This window comes from Emticicia sp., assembly GCF_043780375.1.
Lineage (GTDB): Bacteria > Bacteroidota > Bacteroidia > Cytophagales > Spirosomataceae > Emticicia.
Map to the genome: position 1 here is coordinate 1 of NZ_JAYWCU010000128.1, position 15,300 is coordinate 15,300.

Genomic DNA, 15,300 nt, shown 5'->3' on the forward strand with positions numbered 1-15,300 from the left:
GGTAAGGCACTTATCCTTTGATCTATCGCTGCCACATCTACAGGTTGACACTAATTGCACCTGAAGGGCTTCGTGAAGATGTGATCACTCACCCGTGTCAACATGCCTCGGTATGTGGTTTCTGTTCGTCAGTACAGATCGTTGCAGTCCCCGCTGTGGCGGGATGAAACACCTGCTTCCTTCAGTTCTTGGATCGCTCCAAACAACCTTGCAGCTTGCTATGCGCATCAATGCTTTGCACATCGGAGACTTGCACTCCTTGGATAATCAAACTAAATTCCCGTCTGAAATTTAGTCGTGCCATGCTGGGCACACACAGCACCTACCCAAAAGGCGGGGTTTCGTGTTCCAAAGACAGTTTTGTGGTTAATCAAACATTAGTTTTTCAAATCAAGTTTTGTGGTAAAAATCCCGCCCTTCGGGTAGGTGCAAAACGTTGGCTACAATTAGTCGAACTTAAGGAAAGCACGGGTAAGCCCAATGCGTTATGTTCATTAATGAGTTTTCTTGACTGCCATCAAGGGTAAAGCCTACTTTATTGAAATACAATGCTTTGATGATAGCTTTATTTCCAAAAAGTACAACGCAAACATCCCCGTCTGAAGGCTTCATGCTGGCTAATGTGAACCATTCAATCATAATTTTACGTTTTTTATTGATTCAGTAAAATTTCTAAAAAGACCAATTGGTAATTTTAGTGATTCATTTTGACTACGCAAATCATCGATTTTTTGATTATAATTATTTTGCATTTCTGCAAGAAGATTAGATTGCTTTTCTGCCAGTTTTTTTTGATAATCATATTCCTTGATTATCTCCTCGATTGCAGTTTGGCCAGTTTTTATGTCTCGTTGAAACATAAAACTTTCGAGTATCTTGACTACTTCTTTGTTTTCTTTGCTGTCGAGATTTCTCAAGGTTATTGTTTTAAAACTCATTTGCTATCAAATTTTAGTTAAATAATGGTTGATGGCGGCGGGAGCTGCCGAAATGTGAGCTGTTGTAATAATATTTTGCTATCATTTTTTCAATGCCGGGAGCTGCTGCGGGAGTCCTGCTTTTTATTTATGATAGCAAAAGATTGAGTTATACCAGGGGAAGCAGCTGGGCTTGGTTAGTGTTTGCTATCAATCACCATCTTCATCATCAAAATCATCAGGGAAAGATGCACTTAATGATGCTCTTTCAGCTAACTGAATTCTTCTGGCGGCATTCCGTTTTCATTTGATTATCAATGTTTTATGCGTTCGTTTGATACATCTAAGAACACACTATCCTTACCGACAAGCAAGTGAGTTGGCAACTGTTTCTTGCTATTTTACGAGATTTTATATACTTTCTGAAAGAAAAGAAAACTAACATTTTTTGACCGCTCAAAGCAGTGGGAATTTTTGGTTTGGTTCGATTCCTAATTGAACTTTTTTGGCACATTTTCAAGCCTTTGAAAGCTCTAACATTGCTACGTGTTCAGTTTCTAAATCTCTTGGTAAATCACCATATCTAACTGATACCCAATTTTTGGTAGCCATTATTTCGATAACTATACCCACCCGACCCAAGCATCTGTGAGTTACTGATTGCCCTACCTTAAACCTTTGCTTGTGATATTTATCACATTCCATCCAAGAGGGAAATGGGTGGCACGAGCATCCGTACAATCCAGTAATATAATGTTTTGACTTCATATCCTTACCACCTGATTTATCAATAATTTTAATCCAGTCATATTTACGAGATACTTATCCATTTTCTGAAAGCGGTGTTAATTGTAAAACATTGGTTTATTAAAGCCTTGCGACTCGAATATCGCAAGGACTTTTTTTTAATCTTTTTGAGCTTTTTCAGTGAATGTCTTTTCTTCAACTTTTAATTCGATACCTTTTATTTCATTCAAAGTTTGAACAGTCTCAGAAACTGGAATTCGGATTAGATTAACGTTTTCGGGTAATTTCCACTCTTTTAAAAGAAATTCATTTAATCCCTTTGAATTAAAATAAGCCGATGATGCTTTCTCATTCTTCTTTATTTCCCAGCCTTCTGCTTGGCATGGAACAAGAAAATATTTAAAAGAGCTTGTTTTATCTTCGGGGTTAATGTCCTCCGTTTTAGCTACTTGGATTTGCGTGAAATTTGGCAAAATAGCATTCAAAATGCTTAATAATTTCATTGAAATGGCAAAACTTGGCTTGACAGTTGAGAGTGTTAGAATTGGCACCGTATTATTTGTGGCAGCTCTAAGATTTGGAAATTTTGAGGGTCTGAGAAATTCGACTAACATTGTTTTTGATTGTTTATAGTGAAAAAATGATTACTTAATAATGATTTTCGGCGATGGTTTCCAAGCGGCAATTTTGTGTTCGGGTACTACAATATTTTCACCTTTATGTATATTTTGGGCGATTTTGGTTTTTCGAGTTTTTATCAAAAATGTGCCAAAATGTTTGATAGTAACTTTTTCGCCAGTACTAAGGCATGATGCAATAACTTTGAAAACCGTCTCAACGGAATGATCGCCTTGTCGATACCACTCAGATTCGACAATATGTTGTAGCTCTGCTCTTGTCATTGTTTGCATTAGTTAATTGTGATTGCTTGAGTAAATGCTTTATTTAGCGATTCGGCTGAAAAATGCTTATTGATCAAGACCTGATGCAATAAACTGAGTGCTTCTTGCTGGGCAATGCTGATACTGATTTCTGCTTGTAAACCTTCCAAAATGGCGAGAGCTTCATCAACTTTGATTTCAAACTTGCACGGCTTTGATGCCTCCTTTTTCTTCCAAGAATTATATTTTTCAATTGAAATTCTGTCAGCAAAACTATCAACGGTCCATTTCCATCGAGGAATGTAACCTCGCTCGTCTTCTGTTGTTTCAATGTAATGCCTGACAGCGTGTGAAAATTCAGCGAGAGAAATTAATATTGATGGGAGTATTTTTAGGTCTATTTTCATATTGCATATTTTATTAATTGGTTCATTTCTTCAATTGCGTCGTCAAGGTCAGCGTAGGTAAGATTGATATAGTTACGCTGATAAGTATAGAGCGGAAAACTTTCCCATTCTGATGGAATCTGAACGCTCAGAATTACCCTTGTGTGTCCAAGTTGTATTTGTGCTTTGGTTGTTTTTTCAGACGTATTCAGAATCATTGTCAATTTTGCAAGTGTCTCAAGTTTTTTGAGTATTTGATTGTCAAGTTCAAATTTTGGCATGATAGTTTTTCCTTAGCTGGTCAAAATTTTCCTGAACAAACTCTACTACATTATCGGTGTCGTTATATAAAGTGAGCTGTAACGTACCTTTTGAATCTACAATTTTGAAAACCTCAGGATTCTGAACCCCAGCCACCATTCTACCTTTATTGTAGTTTTGGTAGAGTATTGCTGTCTTAAAAGGATTCCCTGAAATCATTATTTCTTGAAGGCGTTCAAAAGCTCTTGGAAACTCTGTATTATACTCAGCATACGCAGTATCCTTCATAAATTTCAAATAATAAGGCATTGAGTTATTTGGTCTTCCATTTTTATCTTTCCATTCGTATTTGAAATAGACACGAAGTACCAGGAGCGAATTGGCAACATCATACAATGCTGATTTAGGAAGTATCAATGTCGGGGATTGAGCTGTTTGTGTCATTGCTTTAGGTTGGTTTTAATGATTTTAGATGTTTTTCTGCATAATTTCCCCTACCCAGCGAGCCGCCGCCCGCCCGAGCCACCTGATCAGTTCTCAATCAAAATTTCTGAGAACTTTTTCAGAACTTTTTAAGATTCTCAAATTTCAAAAATCTGTCATTTTGGCACGTTTCGGGGTCAAACGCACTTCCCTAAACATCATTTTGAAGTTCTAATAAGTACTTAATTTTTTTATTAGTACTGAATAAGAACTTATATCCAAATTCCGACTCATGATGGTTTTAAAAAAGAGAAATCAATTTCTCCGATTTTCGAAAACCCTCCAGTTCTTGCTTCTCTGCTGTGGATAACTTGTGATTTCTGTGGATTAAGGTTAAGGCTGACATTTGAACGAGGTGCAGGATGGTTCAAGTCGATATCGTGTAGCTGATTGTAACTTGGTACTGTGTACTGGATAACTCCAGGAGCAAACTCAATGGTGATACAATTGCAGATTCGGCCTGGTAAGGTTAAGGTATCACGGTAACGTTTTGAAAGTATTGATTTGTAGGAGTTGCACATCCGAATAAGATGCTCTTTTAGGGCTGATTTTTGAGCTCTACCGTCAACGTGTTGAATGAAATAGGAGTACGTAAAGGATAAACTTAATCCGTTACTACCTTGCTTCAGTTTTTTTATGAAAAGCTGAAGTAATTTCTCGGCTGTCGTTTTTATTCCGCCGCCAATTCGAGGAAGAGTGGCTTTGAAATCAACATCAGCATCTCTTAGGCGATTATTCTCGTCCAGTCGCTTCATAATTTCTATTTTTGACTTGATGAAGTCAACCACAGGCTTTGAAAAATACTTTGAAACAGGCATAGTTAATTTGTCCATGAAATTAGGATTAAAAAAGTTAAGATAATAGTTTCTTTTGTTGCCAAACCCTCCTACCATTGTAGGAGGGTCAATTGATTTACATTTGGTACACACAACTGGCAGGAATCTGGAAATTTGCGAGAGCCGTGGAGTCGAACCACGATTTGAGATACACGTATCTATTCCTTGCTCTCCCCATCGTAGAAACTGGCAGCAACTACGGCACGTCTTTCCGTTTGTCAGCTTCGTTTTTCTCAGTCTGAGGCAGTAGTCTGGTACTTTTTTACCGTCGTTTATCTTCCTTACTGATACGTCTATCAGAATTAGACTGGGCAGACACCTTACCATTGTTATCCACGGTGCGACTAACAGCGGGCTTATGAGTGGGTTCGACCATACCACCTCCGATTTCCTTAATTCTGTGCCGAAGCACTACATCTACTTTCGGTTTGGCTCACAGCCACTTGAGTAGTTGTACACCTGCTCAAGTATGACAGTTTTGAAGCTTCACGAGCTACCTGATATGTTCGTCTGGGCAACGACAACCCGCATATCACGCCCTACGATTGCCATTCTTGTAGGGACTTCTACGTTCGGATTTGGTTTTATAGTTGCGGGAGAGGGACGGCATCGGCCGACCGTTCGAACCCCCGACCTCAAGGTTATGAGCCTTGCGAGACACCATCTTCTCCACCCCGCTATGTCGGCTTCGTTTCAGCGACACGCATGTTACTCTACTCCGAAGCCAAACTGTTCACCTTAAACCTGACTCATTAGTTGCCAAAAGCAAACATGAGTGAGTAAACTAATTTTGAAAAATGAATCAGGTTTTAATTTCTTTTTGAAAATCATAGGCAACATAGTCGCCTATGATTCAATCTTAACTTTCCCTAACATATAATCTAATGCTGTTTTGCTTTCTCAAAACCTACTAATACATATACCACCATCGACAAAACTGACAGAATAAGTGCCAATGCCGGACCCGCAAATATTATATAAAGTGCTATTTCGATGAAATTTGGCATGGTATTAAATCGTTTTGAGTACAAGGTTTTTTACAAACTCTTTTTGCTCCTTTCCATGAGCTTACTCCTTTTTGGAATATTTTCTGACAAATCTTACATTCGAGCGATGCTTTTTCTACGAATGCTGGTGATGAATTTAGGTGTACTTGTTCGTCATATATTGGTTTCAAGGCTACATAAAATAGCTTAAAGCCATCGGTTTTTAGTTTTTCTGCTTTTTCGAGCAGTTTTTGTAATTCTCGACGAGCAACGAAGATATTGCCTTTTTGAAGCTGAATTTTGATTTCAAGAAGGAGGTGTTGCTCTTCAATACTCATTTTTAATTTTGTCGATTAATGCCCTCTTTGTTGCGAGCTTAAATTTTTCTTCTTTCAACATCCTTACACAATCATCATTTTCTTGAAGATTTTCAATGACGGTTGTCATTTTTAACATCTGCTCACCTATCCACCGCCGAAGTTGAGTTAGGGCTTTTGTGTTTTCGTGCCACAAATCACTTTCAGATAAATTCAGTACTGTTTTCGTGCTTAAATTTCTAAAATATATCATTCGTGAGGGTATTTTTCTCTTGATATGTAGTAATCAATTGCCTCTTTAAAATCTGTGAATTGCTCATAAGTAAAATGCAGCTGTTCGGCCATCATTCGTTCAAACTCAAAATGGCTGCTATCATATTTGAAACAAAACCTGTTTTTGATAATGATTTGATTATTAACCGACAAACCATAAAACTTTTTCTTTTGCTGTCTCAACGAATGTTGATCAATTATCCCCGACTCAGTTGTATCAACAAATGATGTTTGATGTTTTGAATAAGGTATGCTATTCATTGTCTTTTCCATGTTTTAAATTCAGACATAAAATAAGCCCCAATACAAATGAATGCGGCAATTGCCAAGACCCTACCCGCACTAACCATAAAGGTATCGGGAGTAAAGCCATTTGAGATTTGTAAAATAGTTGTCATAAGAGTATTGTTTTGCGTTAGAAATTATCGTCATCAGAAATCGGAGCATTGTCTATTTCGTAAAAAAGCCAAACCATACCCACTATTACTGCCAAAATAGAAATGCTTACGAATGGGTGATTGTCGATGGCGTTGAATAGGGTGTTCATGCTGCTTTTTTGTGTTTTTGGTTTGCAAGGCGAAAACGGTATATTTGAGAAGTATTCTAAATTTTTCAAACTTTATAACCGTTTTCAAACCATGCAAGAAAATAATGAAAATCAATTAATCAGAGATTTAGGAACTGTCATTAATAATCAAGTTGCCAGTGTAACTGCACTTAATAACTTAAATATTAGAACTGGATATAGCCTTGATAATCAGGTTATTATAATAAAATATCTATCTGAAATCAGTGAAACTTTGAAAAAGATTGAGCGAAATCAATCAAAATAGCTTAAAGGTCGATAGATATTATTGTTCTTTCCACGTCATCAAAATCTGGAAACTGTGTAGATTCAAATGATTTGAGTTTACCCAGTTTTGCTTCTAATTCTTCTAATGAAGAATAAACAAATGTGATATTTATATGCTTGTTCGGTCTATTAACTGACCTTTTCGTTGGTTGTTCTTTGCTCATGCTGCTTTGGTATGTTTACGGTTATGTAAACTCATGTTTTCAAGTAAACCTGCCATTGATTTTTTCTCAAACCACGCATCTACTTTTGTGGCATTGAAACGGGTAACTGTTTCGATTCTGCTATATGGCATCTTTTCGGACTTCATCCACTTGTATATTGTGCCTTCTTTTACGTCAAATCTTTTACAAACTTCATCCATATTGAGCCATGCAGCGTTGTTTTGAGCGGCATTTAGCTTTGCCAAACTTTGCTCAATGCGATTGAGAAGGTCGAGCTGGTCGAATGGGAGCGATATTTCAACGGTAGTTGTCATTTCGGTTCGGTGAGTTTGAATTTAGTAACCATTCGGTCGAGCAACTTATTTATCATCATGGTTGTGCTTTGGTGCATGGTGGCAAGGCTGTTAAATGTTAGCTGAGACATACCTTCATTAAGGCAAAATGTTTTGAAATCTTCTCTACGGTCGGGATAGACCTCTAATAATCGACTAAGACGATTAGGGGTTTTTACTTTTTTGATAGGGGTTTCTACGTGATTATCAATCTTTTGCTTTATTGGTATCATTTTTTATATATTTTTGTATTCGTTAATAATTAATATTTAATTATTAATAGATTAGTAGTACAAAGATAATGCAGTGCATTTAAAAATAAAATTTTTACATTATTTTTTTACTGAAATTCATTAATTTATAATTATTCTAAATAGTAATGTCAAAAATTGGAGAGAGAATTAAAGAATTAAGGGCTGGGTTTTCGCAAGATGAATTCGGCAAAAAGTTCGGAGTAACCTCTGTAACTATCTCTGCTATTGAAAAAGGTAAACAAAACCCTGGATGGGATCTAGCTGAATTAATATGTGATGAATTTGGAGTTAGCTTAGATTGGTTGCGTGGAAAAACAGAAATTAGAACACCTGCCACTGAAAACATAGAGCAAGAGCCAAAGGTTGATTATAAGCTAATGAATGAAGTTGCTGATTTACACAGAACCGTGATAGGTTTACAAAATAAATTATTAAACAAACAGACCACCGAACTTGAATCCTTAAAAAATGGTGGAAGTGCTGTGGCTAAACCTTAATTGATAAGATGGAATTTGTAGTTTTATTATTTATAATTATGGCTATATATTTTATAGTAAAACAATCAAAAACCAAAACCATAAATTTTGTAAATCATACTCCTATTGATGTATATGATAAAGAACCTATTAAAGTTGAAAAACAATTAAGTGCAGAAGAGTTAGAGGAACTGTTTTGGACCACTAAAATAGATAAGAGTGTATTTGTAGCTGGTTATCAATATAATCAAGGTCCACAAATAAAAAAGAAATTACAGTCAGGCGTTAATTTAGAGTTAGTCCGTGATTTAGAAAACCAATGGGATGATAGAGCCATAAAAGTCATGTTATTTGACCATTTGTTGGGGTTTATCTCAAAATCTGACAATAAAGATATATCAAGAAAAATGGATGAAGGTATATTATTTACTTCTTTCATCGTCTATTTTGATAATTCTGAAAGAAAACCCTATTTTAAATTATTTATCAATGTGTCTGAAATTTAATAAATCTAACATTCGCCAAACTTCGCTTGAAAAATTATAGTGTGGTTTGTGCTGCGTAATCAATAAAGAAAGATAAGATGGAATACAAAAATTGCCCAAACTGCAATGAAAAAATAACCAATGGCTTTTTTAATGCAAATACCATTTACTCATTTAATGATGTAGAAATGACATTTGTCAAGCGTTTTTTTGGTAGAAATAGTGAAGCATTTTGTGAATCTTGTAAAGACAATGTTTTGATACAAAGTAAAGAAAAATACCGAAGTGAGATACGTGAAGTAATGAAGGTTAGAAAAGAACACTTTGTGAATATTCCGACTGCAAATATACCTTCACCACAAGGTTGGGAGTACGAAGTAAAAGGAATGGTAACTGGACAATGTACAATGGGAACGGGGCTACTTAGTGAGTTGTCGTCGGACTGGAATGACTTATTGGGACAAGAATCAATAACAATGAATAAAAAAGTGTTGAAAGGAGAAGAGAATTGTTTGAATATATTGAAAGCAAAAGCCTTAGATTTAGGAGGCAATGCCATAGTTGGTATTGACATTGATTATGCAGAAGTTGGCTCACTTAGAGGTATGATACTTATATGTATGACAGGCACAGCCATCAAAGTAAACAACACAAGCATATTTGATGGAAACATACAAAAGAGTCTGCTAGAGTTGGACAAGTCGGTGGCTAAAATGTCAATATTAAATACATACTCAAAAAACATAAATTAACAAGATGGGAATATTTTTAGGCTGGATAGTTTTATCATTTGTAGTTGCCTTTATGGCAGATGGTCGAAAAATTGGTATTTTTTGGGCATTGGTTGCTTCGATTTTTCTTAGCCCACTAATAGGCTTAATAGTCGTATTATCATCAAAAAGAAATAGTGATATTGAATATGAGCAACAGATGTTTGATGTTCAAAAAGCCACATTGGAAAATACTAAAAAAGATACAATTGGATTAGCTTCTGAACTTGAAAAACTTGTAAAAATGAAAAGTGATGGTATAATTAGTGAAGAAGAATTTTTGAAACTGAAAGCTAAATTGATTAATTAAAATGAGAATAATTTTTACAATATTATTTTTTTGCATATTAAAAGTAAGTAATGCACAAAAAAAAGACAGAAAAGTTGTAATTGATGATACTTATCCAAGAAGCATAATATCAATTGAAACACCAAAGATGAGTCAAGAAAAACTTGCTTATCATCTTAAAACTTCGGGCGAATTATTGTCAGTGGGAGTAGTTGTTGGAGTAATTTCTGCTATTGCCACTCCTTACATTGCAAAAAAAGACCCAGAAACTGCAAAAATAGTCAGTATTGCTGGGGGTTTATTAAGTATAGGACTTACCATTTCGGCAGGAAGCCATTTAGTATTGGCGGGTAAATCGGTTGAAATTAGAGACAAAAACAATTGAAATTTTACAGGGAAGAATTAAATAAATAGATTATAATGTGCTTACTATAAGCTACTTATTACAAATATTTAAAAACCTTATTTTAAATTTTGTAAATAAATAATGGGTGAAGACTTACAAAAGAAAATTAGAACTGACTGCTGGGACAAAGCCTTAGATAGTTTTGGGTATTCATATATTTATTCCAAAAAAATCGAATCTTTAAGCAAGCTCTTACGCTGGACAAAAGTATTAGGTATTTTAATACCCGTTTTACTGGGAGCATTACTAACCTCCTATATTTCAAATAAAGAATTATTAGATTTGGCGATATATATTACAACTCCTATTGCTATTGCTCAATTAATATTATCTACTTATTTAACCATAATTGGAGCTGATGAAAGAGCAAACTCATATTCAATAAAATCGGCTGAGTATTCGCTTTTAAATTCAGAATTTGAATATTTAGCAAAATTTCCACCTGCTGACGATATCATTTTCCAAAACAAATATGAAGTTTTACTCGAAAGAGAACGAGGGATAAGTAAAACAAATAATGAAGTTTCAGACAAAGAGTTGAGAATGGGAATGAGATTTGGGTTGCGAAATTATAGAAGAGCTTGTGCTGGTTGTCAAAAAACACCTACCTCAATGATAGCAACTGATTGTGATGTGTGTGGTAATTTCTAAATAACAATAAAATGACTGACAGAGAAAACAAAGTAATGAAAGGCTTTTTGGGTTTAACAACAACTGAAAGAGTAAATTTTATTAATGAGCTGAATGGATATCAAAATGCTGATTACTATCGAAAAAATATTGTTGAAAGAGAAGTGCAGCAAAAAGCCAGTGTTGGTCCCAAAAATACTATTTGCGATTGTTGCGGTAGGTAAGATGTGCACTTGCCAGATAAAGCGAAATAGAAAATAATACTAATGAAGAAATAAAAACATAGTTTTTTTCTGGAAACAATTTTACCATGGATAATAAAATCAGTGTAATTAATGCTGAAATTGTATATTTCTTCATTTTGCAAATAAAATAAATCGTTTTTCAAAGATAGTTACTTTTATTAAAAGTGCTCATTTTTTGAAATCAATATAAAAAAAATGTAGTGTAAATATTTAAAATTTTACAGGGAAGATTAAATAAATGTATGATAATATGCTTACTATAAGCTGTTTATATAGATTTATTAAAATTCCCCGTAGGGTCACAACACAAAGTCTTTTGTTATTTGTAAATGCCTGATAATCAATCAATTATCAGGCATTTTTGTTTTGAACGGATTAAATTTCCCCTAAGATTAAATTCAACTTACCATTCATTTTATTTTTGATATATATTAGTACTCAAACCAAAAACAATTTTATAGATAAAAATATAAATAAAAAACTACATCTAACTTTTTGCTTTTAGCTTAACAATCTCGTATTTCTGAAACTCTCGAAAATTTTCATGATGCACAAGAAAAGTTAAAGTTTGTTGTCCATGCGGTCTGCGTATTTGCGTTCTTTTACTTTGTGGATATAGGTTTACCAGAAACCTTTGAATACAAGTAAAGTTAGTGTTCTATGCTTTTTTATTTGTTTTTCAGACCTATCAAGAAACAAACATAAGACAATAGGCAAAAACCGACATCGAAGAAGCCAAAAAAATAGTAGAAGCTATGATTCTGGGTTGATTTTTTTGTATAAAAAAAAGACTACCGCTTTGATATAATCTAAAACCTCATCTCTCTAACATCATCAGCGATAGTCAATTTTCCTTCAGTAGCTTTCCGAACGTCTTCTATTGAAATACCTGGAGCAGTTTCTAATAATTTGAAGCCGCCTTCTGGCATTACTTCCAAAACTGCTAATTCGGTAACAATCTTTTTCACGCAACGCAAACCCGTAATAGGTAAACTGCAACTTTTCAATAATTTAGATTCACCAGCTTTATTGACGTGTTGCATGGCTACAATTATGTTTTCGGCTGAAGCCACTAAATCCATTGCACCGCCCATACCTTTTACCATCTTTCCTGGAATCTTCCAGTTGGCAATATCGCCATTTTCAGAAACCTCCATCGCTCCTAAAATTGTTAAGTCAACATGACCGCCACGAATCATGGCAAAACTCTCGGCAGAACTAAACAATGCCGAACCTGCAGTCATGGTAACGGTCTGTTTTCCAGCATTTATTAAATCGGCATCAACATTTTCTTCGGTAGGAAATGGACCAATGCCCAACAAGCCATTTTCAGATTGCAAAATCACATTGATTCCTTTAGGAATATAGTTTGCTACCAAAGTAGGAATCCCAATGCCCAAATTTACATAAAACCCATCTTTTAATTCTTGAGCAATTCGTTGAGCAATTTGGTTTTTGTCAAGTCCAACAGCCGCTCCCAGAGGGGGAGCTAAAAGCTCTGACTTCGAAACAAAACTCTCCTTTGGCGAGTTAAAAGTAGCTTCAGCTGTCGTTCTGTGTTCAATTCTTTTTTCGTAGTTTTTTCCTTGAAAAATTCTTTGCACATAAATTCCTGGCGTATGAATTTGTGCTGGGTCGAGGCTACCTGCGGGTACTAATTCCTCTACTTCGGCAATGGTGATTTTTCCTGCTGCTGCCATCATTGGGCTGAAATTTTGAGCAGTTCCTTTAAAAATCAAATTGCCTTGGGTATCACCTTTCCATGCTTTTATGATGGCGAAATCAGCTTTTAACCAACTTTCTTTGATATATTTTTTACCATCAAATTCTTCAATTTCTTTGCCTTTTGCTACTTCTGTGCCAACTCCTGCGGGTGTAAAAAATGCAGGAATTCCTGCACCACCTGCCCGAATTCGCTCAGCAAGGGTGCCTTGTGGCGTGAGTTCAACTTCTAATTCACCAGACAATAATTGTCGCTCAAATTCCTTATTTTCGCCAACGTATGAGGATATCATTTTTTTTACTTGACGAGTTTTGAGCATCAAACCGATACCAAAATCATCAACTCCTGCATTATTAGAAATACAAGTTAAGTCTTTAACTCCCTTACGAAGAAGAGCAGCAATGCAATTTTCTGGAATGCCACAAAGACCAAAACCACCCAACATAAGGGTTGCTCCATCTGGAATATCGGCCACTGCTACGTCTGCTCCTGCAATTACTTTATTTATCATTTTGGTTCGAATTTTTTATATAGGTTTTGTTGTAATGTATTTGTTATCAGGTAATTAATTTATTAGAATACCATTTTTTGAATTCTTACTGCATTTAGAATTGCCAAAAGGGCCACACCAACGTCTGCAAAAACGGCTTCCCACATTGTTGCTAAACCACCTGCACCCAAAATTAAAACTATTGCTTTTACTGCAAAAGCTAGACCGATATTTTGCCAAACAATTTGCTTTGTTTTTTTGCTAATATTGATTGCTGTTGCAATTTTTGAAGGCTGGTCGGTTTGAATTACTACATCTGCAGTTTCAATAGCAACATCACTTCCCAAACCTCCCATGGCTATGCCCACATCTGCCAAAGCAAGTACGGGTGCATCATTGATGCCATCGCCTACAAAAGCAATTATTCGAGAAGTATCCCTCTTTAATTCTAGTACCTTTTCGACTTTATTTTCAGGCAATAAATCACCAAAAGCCTTAGAAATACCCAACATTAAAGCTACTTTTTGCGTAATACTCGACTTATCGCCCGAAAGCAAAATGGTTTCTTTAATACCGATTTCTCGCATTTTTTTGATAGCGGATTGTGCATCATCTTTCAGTTGGTCAGCTATCAAAACGTAGCCAACTAATTGATTATCAATGGACATAACGACAATCGTTTCAACAATATTTTCGATTTCGACATCATAATTTACTCCAAATTTCTTCATTAATTTTAGATTTCCCACCAAAATATTTTTCTCTTTTATTTTGCCTTTCATCCCATGACCCGAAATTTCTTCCAAGTCTTCGATTTTTGTTGAAATGACCTCAATTTTCTTTTCATCTGCAAAACTCACAATCGCTTTTGCCACTGGATGAGTAGAATGCGATTCGATTGTTTTCAAGTATTTTAAAAACACTTTTTCATCAATCGTTGTTTTGATTTCTTGAACCTTAAAAACTCCTTTGGTTAAAGTACCAGTTTTATCCATGACAACGGCTGTAACTTTCGACATCAAATCAAGGTAATTTGAACCTTTAAACAAGATTCCGTTGCGAGAAGCTGCCCCAATTCCACCAAAATAGCCCAAAGGGATAGAAATTACCAAGGCACATGGGCAAGAAATAACTAAGAAAATCAAGGCACGATAAAGCCATTCATTAAACATATAGTTTTGGACAAAAAAGTAGGGCAGAAATACCAATCCGATGGCTAAAAATACGACTATGGGCGTATAAATTTTAGCAAACTTTCTGATAAAAAGTTCGGTGGGGGCTTTTTTTGAAGTGGCATTTTGTACTAATTCTAAAATACGAGCTATTGAGCTTTCGGTGAAAAGTTTAGTAACTTCTACTTCAATGATTTTTTCAAGATTTATCATTCCTGCTAAAACGTGTTCACCTTTTTTGATGCTTTTAGGCTTACTTTCACCTGTGAGTGCTGAGGTATTAAAACTACTATTTTCTGATAAAATAATGCCATCTAAAGGTACTTTTTCACCCACTTTTACCAAGATTTTTTCACCGATTTGTACAGTTTCAGGCTTGATTATTTGCCAAGAATTTTCTCTAAAAACAGAGGCAATATTTGGGCGAACATCTAACAATGCTTTAATGTTTAGTTTAGCACGATTAACAGCTGCCTCTTGAAATAACTCTCCAATAGCATAAAAAAGCATCACAGCGACACCTTCGGGGTACTCACCGATATAAAATGCTCCCAAAGTAGCAATGCTCATTAATAAAAATTCAGTAAAAACTTGCCCTTTAATTAGGCTTTGAAATGCCATTTTCAATACATTCCAACCGACTAATAAAAAGGCGATTCCGTACAAAATAATTCGAGTGATTTCGTTCCAAAAAGTGAAGTTTTGAGTTTTATCGAAGAAGTCTAAACCGATGCCCAAAAGCAATAAAGCCAATGAAATTATTGGACTCAAGTACGGATTTTTTTCACTTGAACTTTCTTGCGAATGGTCGTGGTCGTGTTCTTCCGAATGAGTATGTTCTATTACATTTGCCATATTTGCTAAATAATTAATTGATGTAGGCAAATATCAACATTTTCTTCATGCAACAGGTAGTCATAAAGA

General features: G+C 35.3%; 27 protein-coding genes, 1 tRNA gene and 1 pseudogene. 9 read left to right on the forward strand and 20 right to left on the reverse strand.

Annotated features, from left to right (window positions below):
• Window positions 1-302: 302 nt before the first annotated feature.
• Window positions 303-527 (forward strand): hypothetical protein, encoded by a 225-nt coding sequence (locus ACH2CJ_RS10250; protein ID WP_394992632.1) that lies wholly within the window; start codon window positions 303-305, stop codon window positions 525-527.
• Window positions 528-635: 108 nt separating this feature from the next.
• Here the strand turns inward: ACH2CJ_RS10250 and ACH2CJ_RS10255 are convergent, their stop codons facing one another.
• The 15 genes from ACH2CJ_RS10255 to ACH2CJ_RS10325 form a co-directional block, all read right to left on the reverse strand.
• Entirely contained in the window at window positions 636-938 is a 303-nt protein-coding gene (locus ACH2CJ_RS10255) for a hypothetical protein (protein ID WP_394992634.1), read from the reverse strand.
• 495 nt (window positions 939-1,433) lie between these two features.
• The gene (locus tag ACH2CJ_RS10260; RefSeq protein WP_394992636.1) at window positions 1,434-1,685 is read right to left on the reverse strand and encodes a hypothetical protein; all 252 of its coding nucleotides are present in this window, start codon (window positions 1,683-1,685) and stop codon (window positions 1,434-1,436) included.
• A 137-nt stretch (window positions 1,686-1,822) separates the two neighbouring features.
• Entirely contained in the window at window positions 1,823-2,278 is a 456-nt protein-coding gene (locus ACH2CJ_RS10265) for a hypothetical protein (protein ID WP_394992637.1), read from the reverse strand.
• A gap of 30 nt (window positions 2,279-2,308) precedes the next feature.
• Entirely contained in the window at window positions 2,309-2,566 is a 258-nt protein-coding gene (locus ACH2CJ_RS10270) for an HU family DNA-binding protein (protein ID WP_394992639.1), read from the reverse strand.
• An 8-nt stretch (window positions 2,567-2,574) separates the two neighbouring features.
• On the reverse strand, window positions 2,575-2,952 hold the full coding sequence (locus ACH2CJ_RS10275) for a hypothetical protein (RefSeq protein ID WP_394992641.1): 378 nt from the start codon (window positions 2,950-2,952) through the stop codon (window positions 2,575-2,577).
• Window positions 2,949-3,212, reverse strand: a complete 264-nt coding sequence (locus tag ACH2CJ_RS10280) for a hypothetical protein (RefSeq protein WP_394992643.1) — start codon at window positions 3,210-3,212, stop codon at window positions 2,949-2,951. Before ACH2CJ_RS10280 ends, ACH2CJ_RS10275 begins: the two co-directional genes overlap by 4 nt.
• Window positions 3,199-3,636 (reverse strand): hypothetical protein, encoded by a 438-nt coding sequence (locus tag ACH2CJ_RS10285; protein WP_394992645.1) that lies wholly within the window; start codon window positions 3,634-3,636, stop codon window positions 3,199-3,201. Before ACH2CJ_RS10285 ends, ACH2CJ_RS10280 begins: the two co-directional genes overlap by 14 nt.
• A gap of 269 nt (window positions 3,637-3,905) precedes the next feature.
• The gene (locus ACH2CJ_RS10290) at window positions 3,906-4,604 is read right to left on the reverse strand and encodes a hypothetical protein (protein WP_394992646.1); all 699 of its coding nucleotides are present in this window, start codon (window positions 4,602-4,604) and stop codon (window positions 3,906-3,908) included.
• Between the two features lie 169 nt (window positions 4,605-4,773).
• Window positions 4,774-4,923 carry a hypothetical protein gene (locus ACH2CJ_RS10295; RefSeq protein WP_394992648.1) on the reverse strand — a complete coding sequence of 50 codons (150 nt, stop codon included), beginning with the start codon at window positions 4,921-4,923 and terminating at the stop codon, window positions 4,774-4,776.
• A 178-nt stretch (window positions 4,924-5,101) separates the two neighbouring features.
• Window positions 5,102-5,190, reverse strand: a tRNA-Met gene (locus ACH2CJ_RS10300).
• A 306-nt stretch (window positions 5,191-5,496) separates the two neighbouring features.
• Window positions 5,497-5,835, reverse strand: coding sequence for a hypothetical protein (locus ACH2CJ_RS10305; RefSeq protein ID WP_394992650.1), 339 nt, complete (start codon window positions 5,833-5,835; stop codon window positions 5,497-5,499).
• The gene (locus tag ACH2CJ_RS10310; protein WP_394992652.1) at window positions 5,825-6,067 is read right to left on the reverse strand and encodes a hypothetical protein; all 243 of its coding nucleotides are present in this window, start codon (window positions 6,065-6,067) and stop codon (window positions 5,825-5,827) included. The genes ACH2CJ_RS10305 and ACH2CJ_RS10310 overlap by 11 nt, the downstream gene beginning before the upstream one ends.
• On the reverse strand, window positions 6,064-6,360 hold the full coding sequence (locus tag ACH2CJ_RS10315; protein WP_394992654.1) for a hypothetical protein: 297 nt from the start codon (window positions 6,358-6,360) through the stop codon (window positions 6,064-6,066). Before ACH2CJ_RS10315 ends, ACH2CJ_RS10310 begins: the two co-directional genes overlap by 4 nt.
• The gene (locus ACH2CJ_RS10320; RefSeq protein ID WP_394992655.1) at window positions 6,345-6,485 is read right to left on the reverse strand and encodes a hypothetical protein; all 141 of its coding nucleotides are present in this window, start codon (window positions 6,483-6,485) and stop codon (window positions 6,345-6,347) included. The genes ACH2CJ_RS10315 and ACH2CJ_RS10320 overlap by 16 nt, the downstream gene beginning before the upstream one ends.
• 17 nt (window positions 6,486-6,502) lie before the next feature.
• Window positions 6,503-6,634 (reverse strand): hypothetical protein, encoded by a 132-nt coding sequence (locus ACH2CJ_RS10325; protein ID WP_394992657.1) that lies wholly within the window; start codon window positions 6,632-6,634, stop codon window positions 6,503-6,505.
• Here ACH2CJ_RS10325 and ACH2CJ_RS10330 point away from each other — a divergent pair.
• Window positions 6,633-6,920 carry a hypothetical protein gene (locus ACH2CJ_RS10330; protein ID WP_394992659.1) on the forward strand — a complete coding sequence of 96 codons (288 nt, stop codon included), beginning with the start codon at window positions 6,633-6,635 and terminating at the stop codon, window positions 6,918-6,920. The two genes, ACH2CJ_RS10325 and ACH2CJ_RS10330, sit on opposite strands and share 2 nt — an antisense overlap.
• Window positions 6,921-7,100: 180 nt before the next feature.
• Here the strand turns inward: ACH2CJ_RS10330 and ACH2CJ_RS10335 are convergent, their stop codons facing one another.
• Window positions 7,101-7,418: a helix-turn-helix domain-containing protein gene (locus ACH2CJ_RS10335; RefSeq protein WP_394992661.1), complete on the reverse strand. Its 318-nt coding sequence runs from the start codon at window positions 7,416-7,418 to the stop codon at window positions 7,101-7,103.
• Complete coding sequence (locus ACH2CJ_RS10340) at window positions 7,415-7,669, reverse strand: hypothetical protein (protein ID WP_394992662.1); 255 nt, start codon at window positions 7,667-7,669, stop codon at window positions 7,415-7,417. Before ACH2CJ_RS10340 ends, ACH2CJ_RS10335 begins: the two co-directional genes overlap by 4 nt.
• A 146-nt stretch (window positions 7,670-7,815) precedes the next feature.
• Here ACH2CJ_RS10340 and ACH2CJ_RS10345 point away from each other — a divergent pair, with 146 nt between their 5' ends.
• From ACH2CJ_RS10345 to ACH2CJ_RS10375, 7 genes are all read left to right on the forward strand, one after another.
• Window positions 7,816-8,187, forward strand: coding sequence for a helix-turn-helix domain-containing protein (locus tag ACH2CJ_RS10345; RefSeq protein ID WP_394992664.1), 372 nt, complete (start codon window positions 7,816-7,818; stop codon window positions 8,185-8,187).
• An 8-nt stretch (window positions 8,188-8,195) separates the two neighbouring features.
• Window positions 8,196-8,672 carry an HIRAN domain-containing protein gene (locus ACH2CJ_RS10350; RefSeq protein ID WP_394992666.1) on the forward strand — a complete coding sequence of 159 codons (477 nt, stop codon included), beginning with the start codon at window positions 8,196-8,198 and terminating at the stop codon, window positions 8,670-8,672.
• A gap of 77 nt (window positions 8,673-8,749) precedes the next feature.
• On the forward strand, window positions 8,750-9,403 hold the full coding sequence (locus ACH2CJ_RS10355) for a heavy metal-binding domain-containing protein (RefSeq protein ID WP_394992668.1): 654 nt from the start codon (window positions 8,750-8,752) through the stop codon (window positions 9,401-9,403).
• A 4-nt stretch (window positions 9,404-9,407) separates the two neighbouring features.
• A complete protein-coding gene (locus tag ACH2CJ_RS10360) occupies window positions 9,408-9,731 on the forward strand; it encodes an SHOCT domain-containing protein (RefSeq protein ID WP_394992670.1) in 324 nt (107 codons plus the stop codon).
• 1 nt (window position 9,732) lies between these two features.
• Window positions 9,733-10,095 (forward strand): hypothetical protein, encoded by a 363-nt coding sequence (locus ACH2CJ_RS10365; protein ID WP_394992672.1) that lies wholly within the window; start codon window positions 9,733-9,735, stop codon window positions 10,093-10,095.
• Between the two features lie 102 nt (window positions 10,096-10,197).
• Complete coding sequence (locus ACH2CJ_RS10370) at window positions 10,198-10,767, forward strand: mobilome CxxCx(11)CxxC protein (RefSeq protein ID WP_394992674.1); 570 nt, start codon at window positions 10,198-10,200, stop codon at window positions 10,765-10,767.
• Between the two features lie 11 nt (window positions 10,768-10,778).
• Complete coding sequence (locus ACH2CJ_RS10375; protein ID WP_394992676.1) at window positions 10,779-10,970, forward strand: hypothetical protein; 192 nt, start codon at window positions 10,779-10,781, stop codon at window positions 10,968-10,970.
• Window positions 10,971-11,800: 830 nt separating this feature from the next.
• Here ACH2CJ_RS10375 and ACH2CJ_RS10380 read toward each other — a convergent pair.
• The 3 genes and pseudogenes from ACH2CJ_RS10380 to ACH2CJ_RS10390 all read right to left on the reverse strand — a co-directional run bounded on the left by ACH2CJ_RS10380 (window position 11,801) and on the right by ACH2CJ_RS10390 (window position 15,231).
• Entirely contained in the window at window positions 11,801-12,556 is a 756-nt protein-coding gene (locus tag ACH2CJ_RS10380; RefSeq protein WP_394992680.1) for a CoA transferase subunit B, read from the reverse strand.
• Window positions 12,542-13,225 (reverse strand): annotated as a pseudogene (locus ACH2CJ_RS10385) (CoA transferase subunit A); the annotation flags it as partial. The pseudogene ACH2CJ_RS10385 and the gene ACH2CJ_RS10380, both read right to left, overlap by 15 nt.
• A 62-nt stretch (window positions 13,226-13,287) precedes the next feature.
• Window positions 13,288-15,231 (reverse strand): heavy metal translocating P-type ATPase, encoded by a 1,944-nt coding sequence (locus tag ACH2CJ_RS10390; RefSeq protein ID WP_394992678.1) that lies wholly within the window; start codon window positions 15,229-15,231, stop codon window positions 13,288-13,290.
• Window positions 15,232-15,300 lie beyond the last annotated feature (69 nt).

What these genes read in the sequence shown, in the direction of transcription:
- ACH2CJ_RS10325 (WP_394992657.1), bottom strand. Translation starts at nt 6,634, where the DNA reads ATGAACACCCTATTCAACGCCATCGACAATCACCCATTCGTAAGCATT.
- ACH2CJ_RS10280 (WP_394992643.1), bottom strand. Translation starts at nt 3,212, where the DNA reads ATGCCAAAATTTGAACTTGACAATCAAATACTCAAAAAACTTGAGACA.
- ACH2CJ_RS10350 (WP_394992666.1), top strand. Translation starts at nt 8,196, where the DNA reads ATGGAATTTGTAGTTTTATTATTTATAATTATGGCTATATATTTTATA.
- ACH2CJ_RS10340 (WP_394992662.1), bottom strand. Translation starts at nt 7,669, where the DNA reads ATGATACCAATAAAGCAAAAGATTGATAATCACGTAGAAACCCCTATC.
- ACH2CJ_RS10330 (WP_394992659.1), top strand. Translation starts at nt 6,633, where the DNA reads ATGCTGCTTTTTTGTGTTTTTGGTTTGCAAGGCGAAAACGGTATATTT.
- ACH2CJ_RS10345 (WP_394992664.1), top strand. Translation starts at nt 7,816, where the DNA reads ATGTCAAAAATTGGAGAGAGAATTAAAGAATTAAGGGCTGGGTTTTCG.
- ACH2CJ_RS10355 (WP_394992668.1), top strand. Translation starts at nt 8,750, where the DNA reads ATGGAATACAAAAATTGCCCAAACTGCAATGAAAAAATAACCAATGGC.
- ACH2CJ_RS10360 (WP_394992670.1), top strand. Translation starts at nt 9,408, where the DNA reads ATGGGAATATTTTTAGGCTGGATAGTTTTATCATTTGTAGTTGCCTTT.
- ACH2CJ_RS10335 (WP_394992661.1), bottom strand. Translation starts at nt 7,418, where the DNA reads ATGACAACTACCGTTGAAATATCGCTCCCATTCGACCAGCTCGACCTT.
- ACH2CJ_RS10260 (WP_394992636.1), bottom strand. Translation starts at nt 1,685, where the DNA reads ATGAAGTCAAAACATTATATTACTGGATTGTACGGATGCTCGTGCCAC.
- ACH2CJ_RS10365 (WP_394992672.1), top strand. Translation starts at nt 9,733, where the DNA reads ATGAGAATAATTTTTACAATATTATTTTTTTGCATATTAAAAGTAAGT.
- ACH2CJ_RS10285 (WP_394992645.1), bottom strand. Translation starts at nt 3,636, where the DNA reads ATGACACAAACAGCTCAATCCCCGACATTGATACTTCCTAAATCAGCA.
- ACH2CJ_RS10265 (WP_394992637.1), bottom strand. Translation starts at nt 2,278, where the DNA reads ATGTTAGTCGAATTTCTCAGACCCTCAAAATTTCCAAATCTTAGAGCT.
- ACH2CJ_RS10275 (WP_394992641.1), bottom strand. Translation starts at nt 2,952, where the DNA reads ATGAAAATAGACCTAAAAATACTCCCATCAATATTAATTTCTCTCGCT.
- ACH2CJ_RS10320 (WP_394992655.1), bottom strand. Translation starts at nt 6,485, where the DNA reads ATGACAACTATTTTACAAATCTCAAATGGCTTTACTCCCGATACCTTT.
- ACH2CJ_RS10270 (WP_394992639.1), bottom strand. Translation starts at nt 2,566, where the DNA reads ATGACAAGAGCAGAGCTACAACATATTGTCGAATCTGAGTGGTATCGA.
- ACH2CJ_RS10370 (WP_394992674.1), top strand. Translation starts at nt 10,198, where the DNA reads ATGGGTGAAGACTTACAAAAGAAAATTAGAACTGACTGCTGGGACAAA.
- ACH2CJ_RS10315 (WP_394992654.1), bottom strand. Translation starts at nt 6,360, where the DNA reads ATGGAAAAGACAATGAATAGCATACCTTATTCAAAACATCAAACATCA.
- ACH2CJ_RS10305 (WP_394992650.1), bottom strand. Translation starts at nt 5,835, where the DNA reads ATGAGTATTGAAGAGCAACACCTCCTTCTTGAAATCAAAATTCAGCTT.
- ACH2CJ_RS10375 (WP_394992676.1), top strand. Translation starts at nt 10,779, where the DNA reads ATGACTGACAGAGAAAACAAAGTAATGAAAGGCTTTTTGGGTTTAACA.
- ACH2CJ_RS10390 (WP_394992678.1), bottom strand. Translation starts at nt 15,231, where the DNA reads ATGGCAAATGTAATAGAACATACTCATTCGGAAGAACACGACCACGAC.
- ACH2CJ_RS10250 (WP_394992632.1), top strand. Translation starts at nt 303, where the DNA reads ATGCTGGGCACACACAGCACCTACCCAAAAGGCGGGGTTTCGTGTTCC.
- ACH2CJ_RS10310 (WP_394992652.1), bottom strand. Translation starts at nt 6,067, where the DNA reads ATGATATATTTTAGAAATTTAAGCACGAAAACAGTACTGAATTTATCT.
- ACH2CJ_RS10255 (WP_394992634.1), bottom strand. Translation starts at nt 938, where the DNA reads ATGAGTTTTAAAACAATAACCTTGAGAAATCTCGACAGCAAAGAAAAC.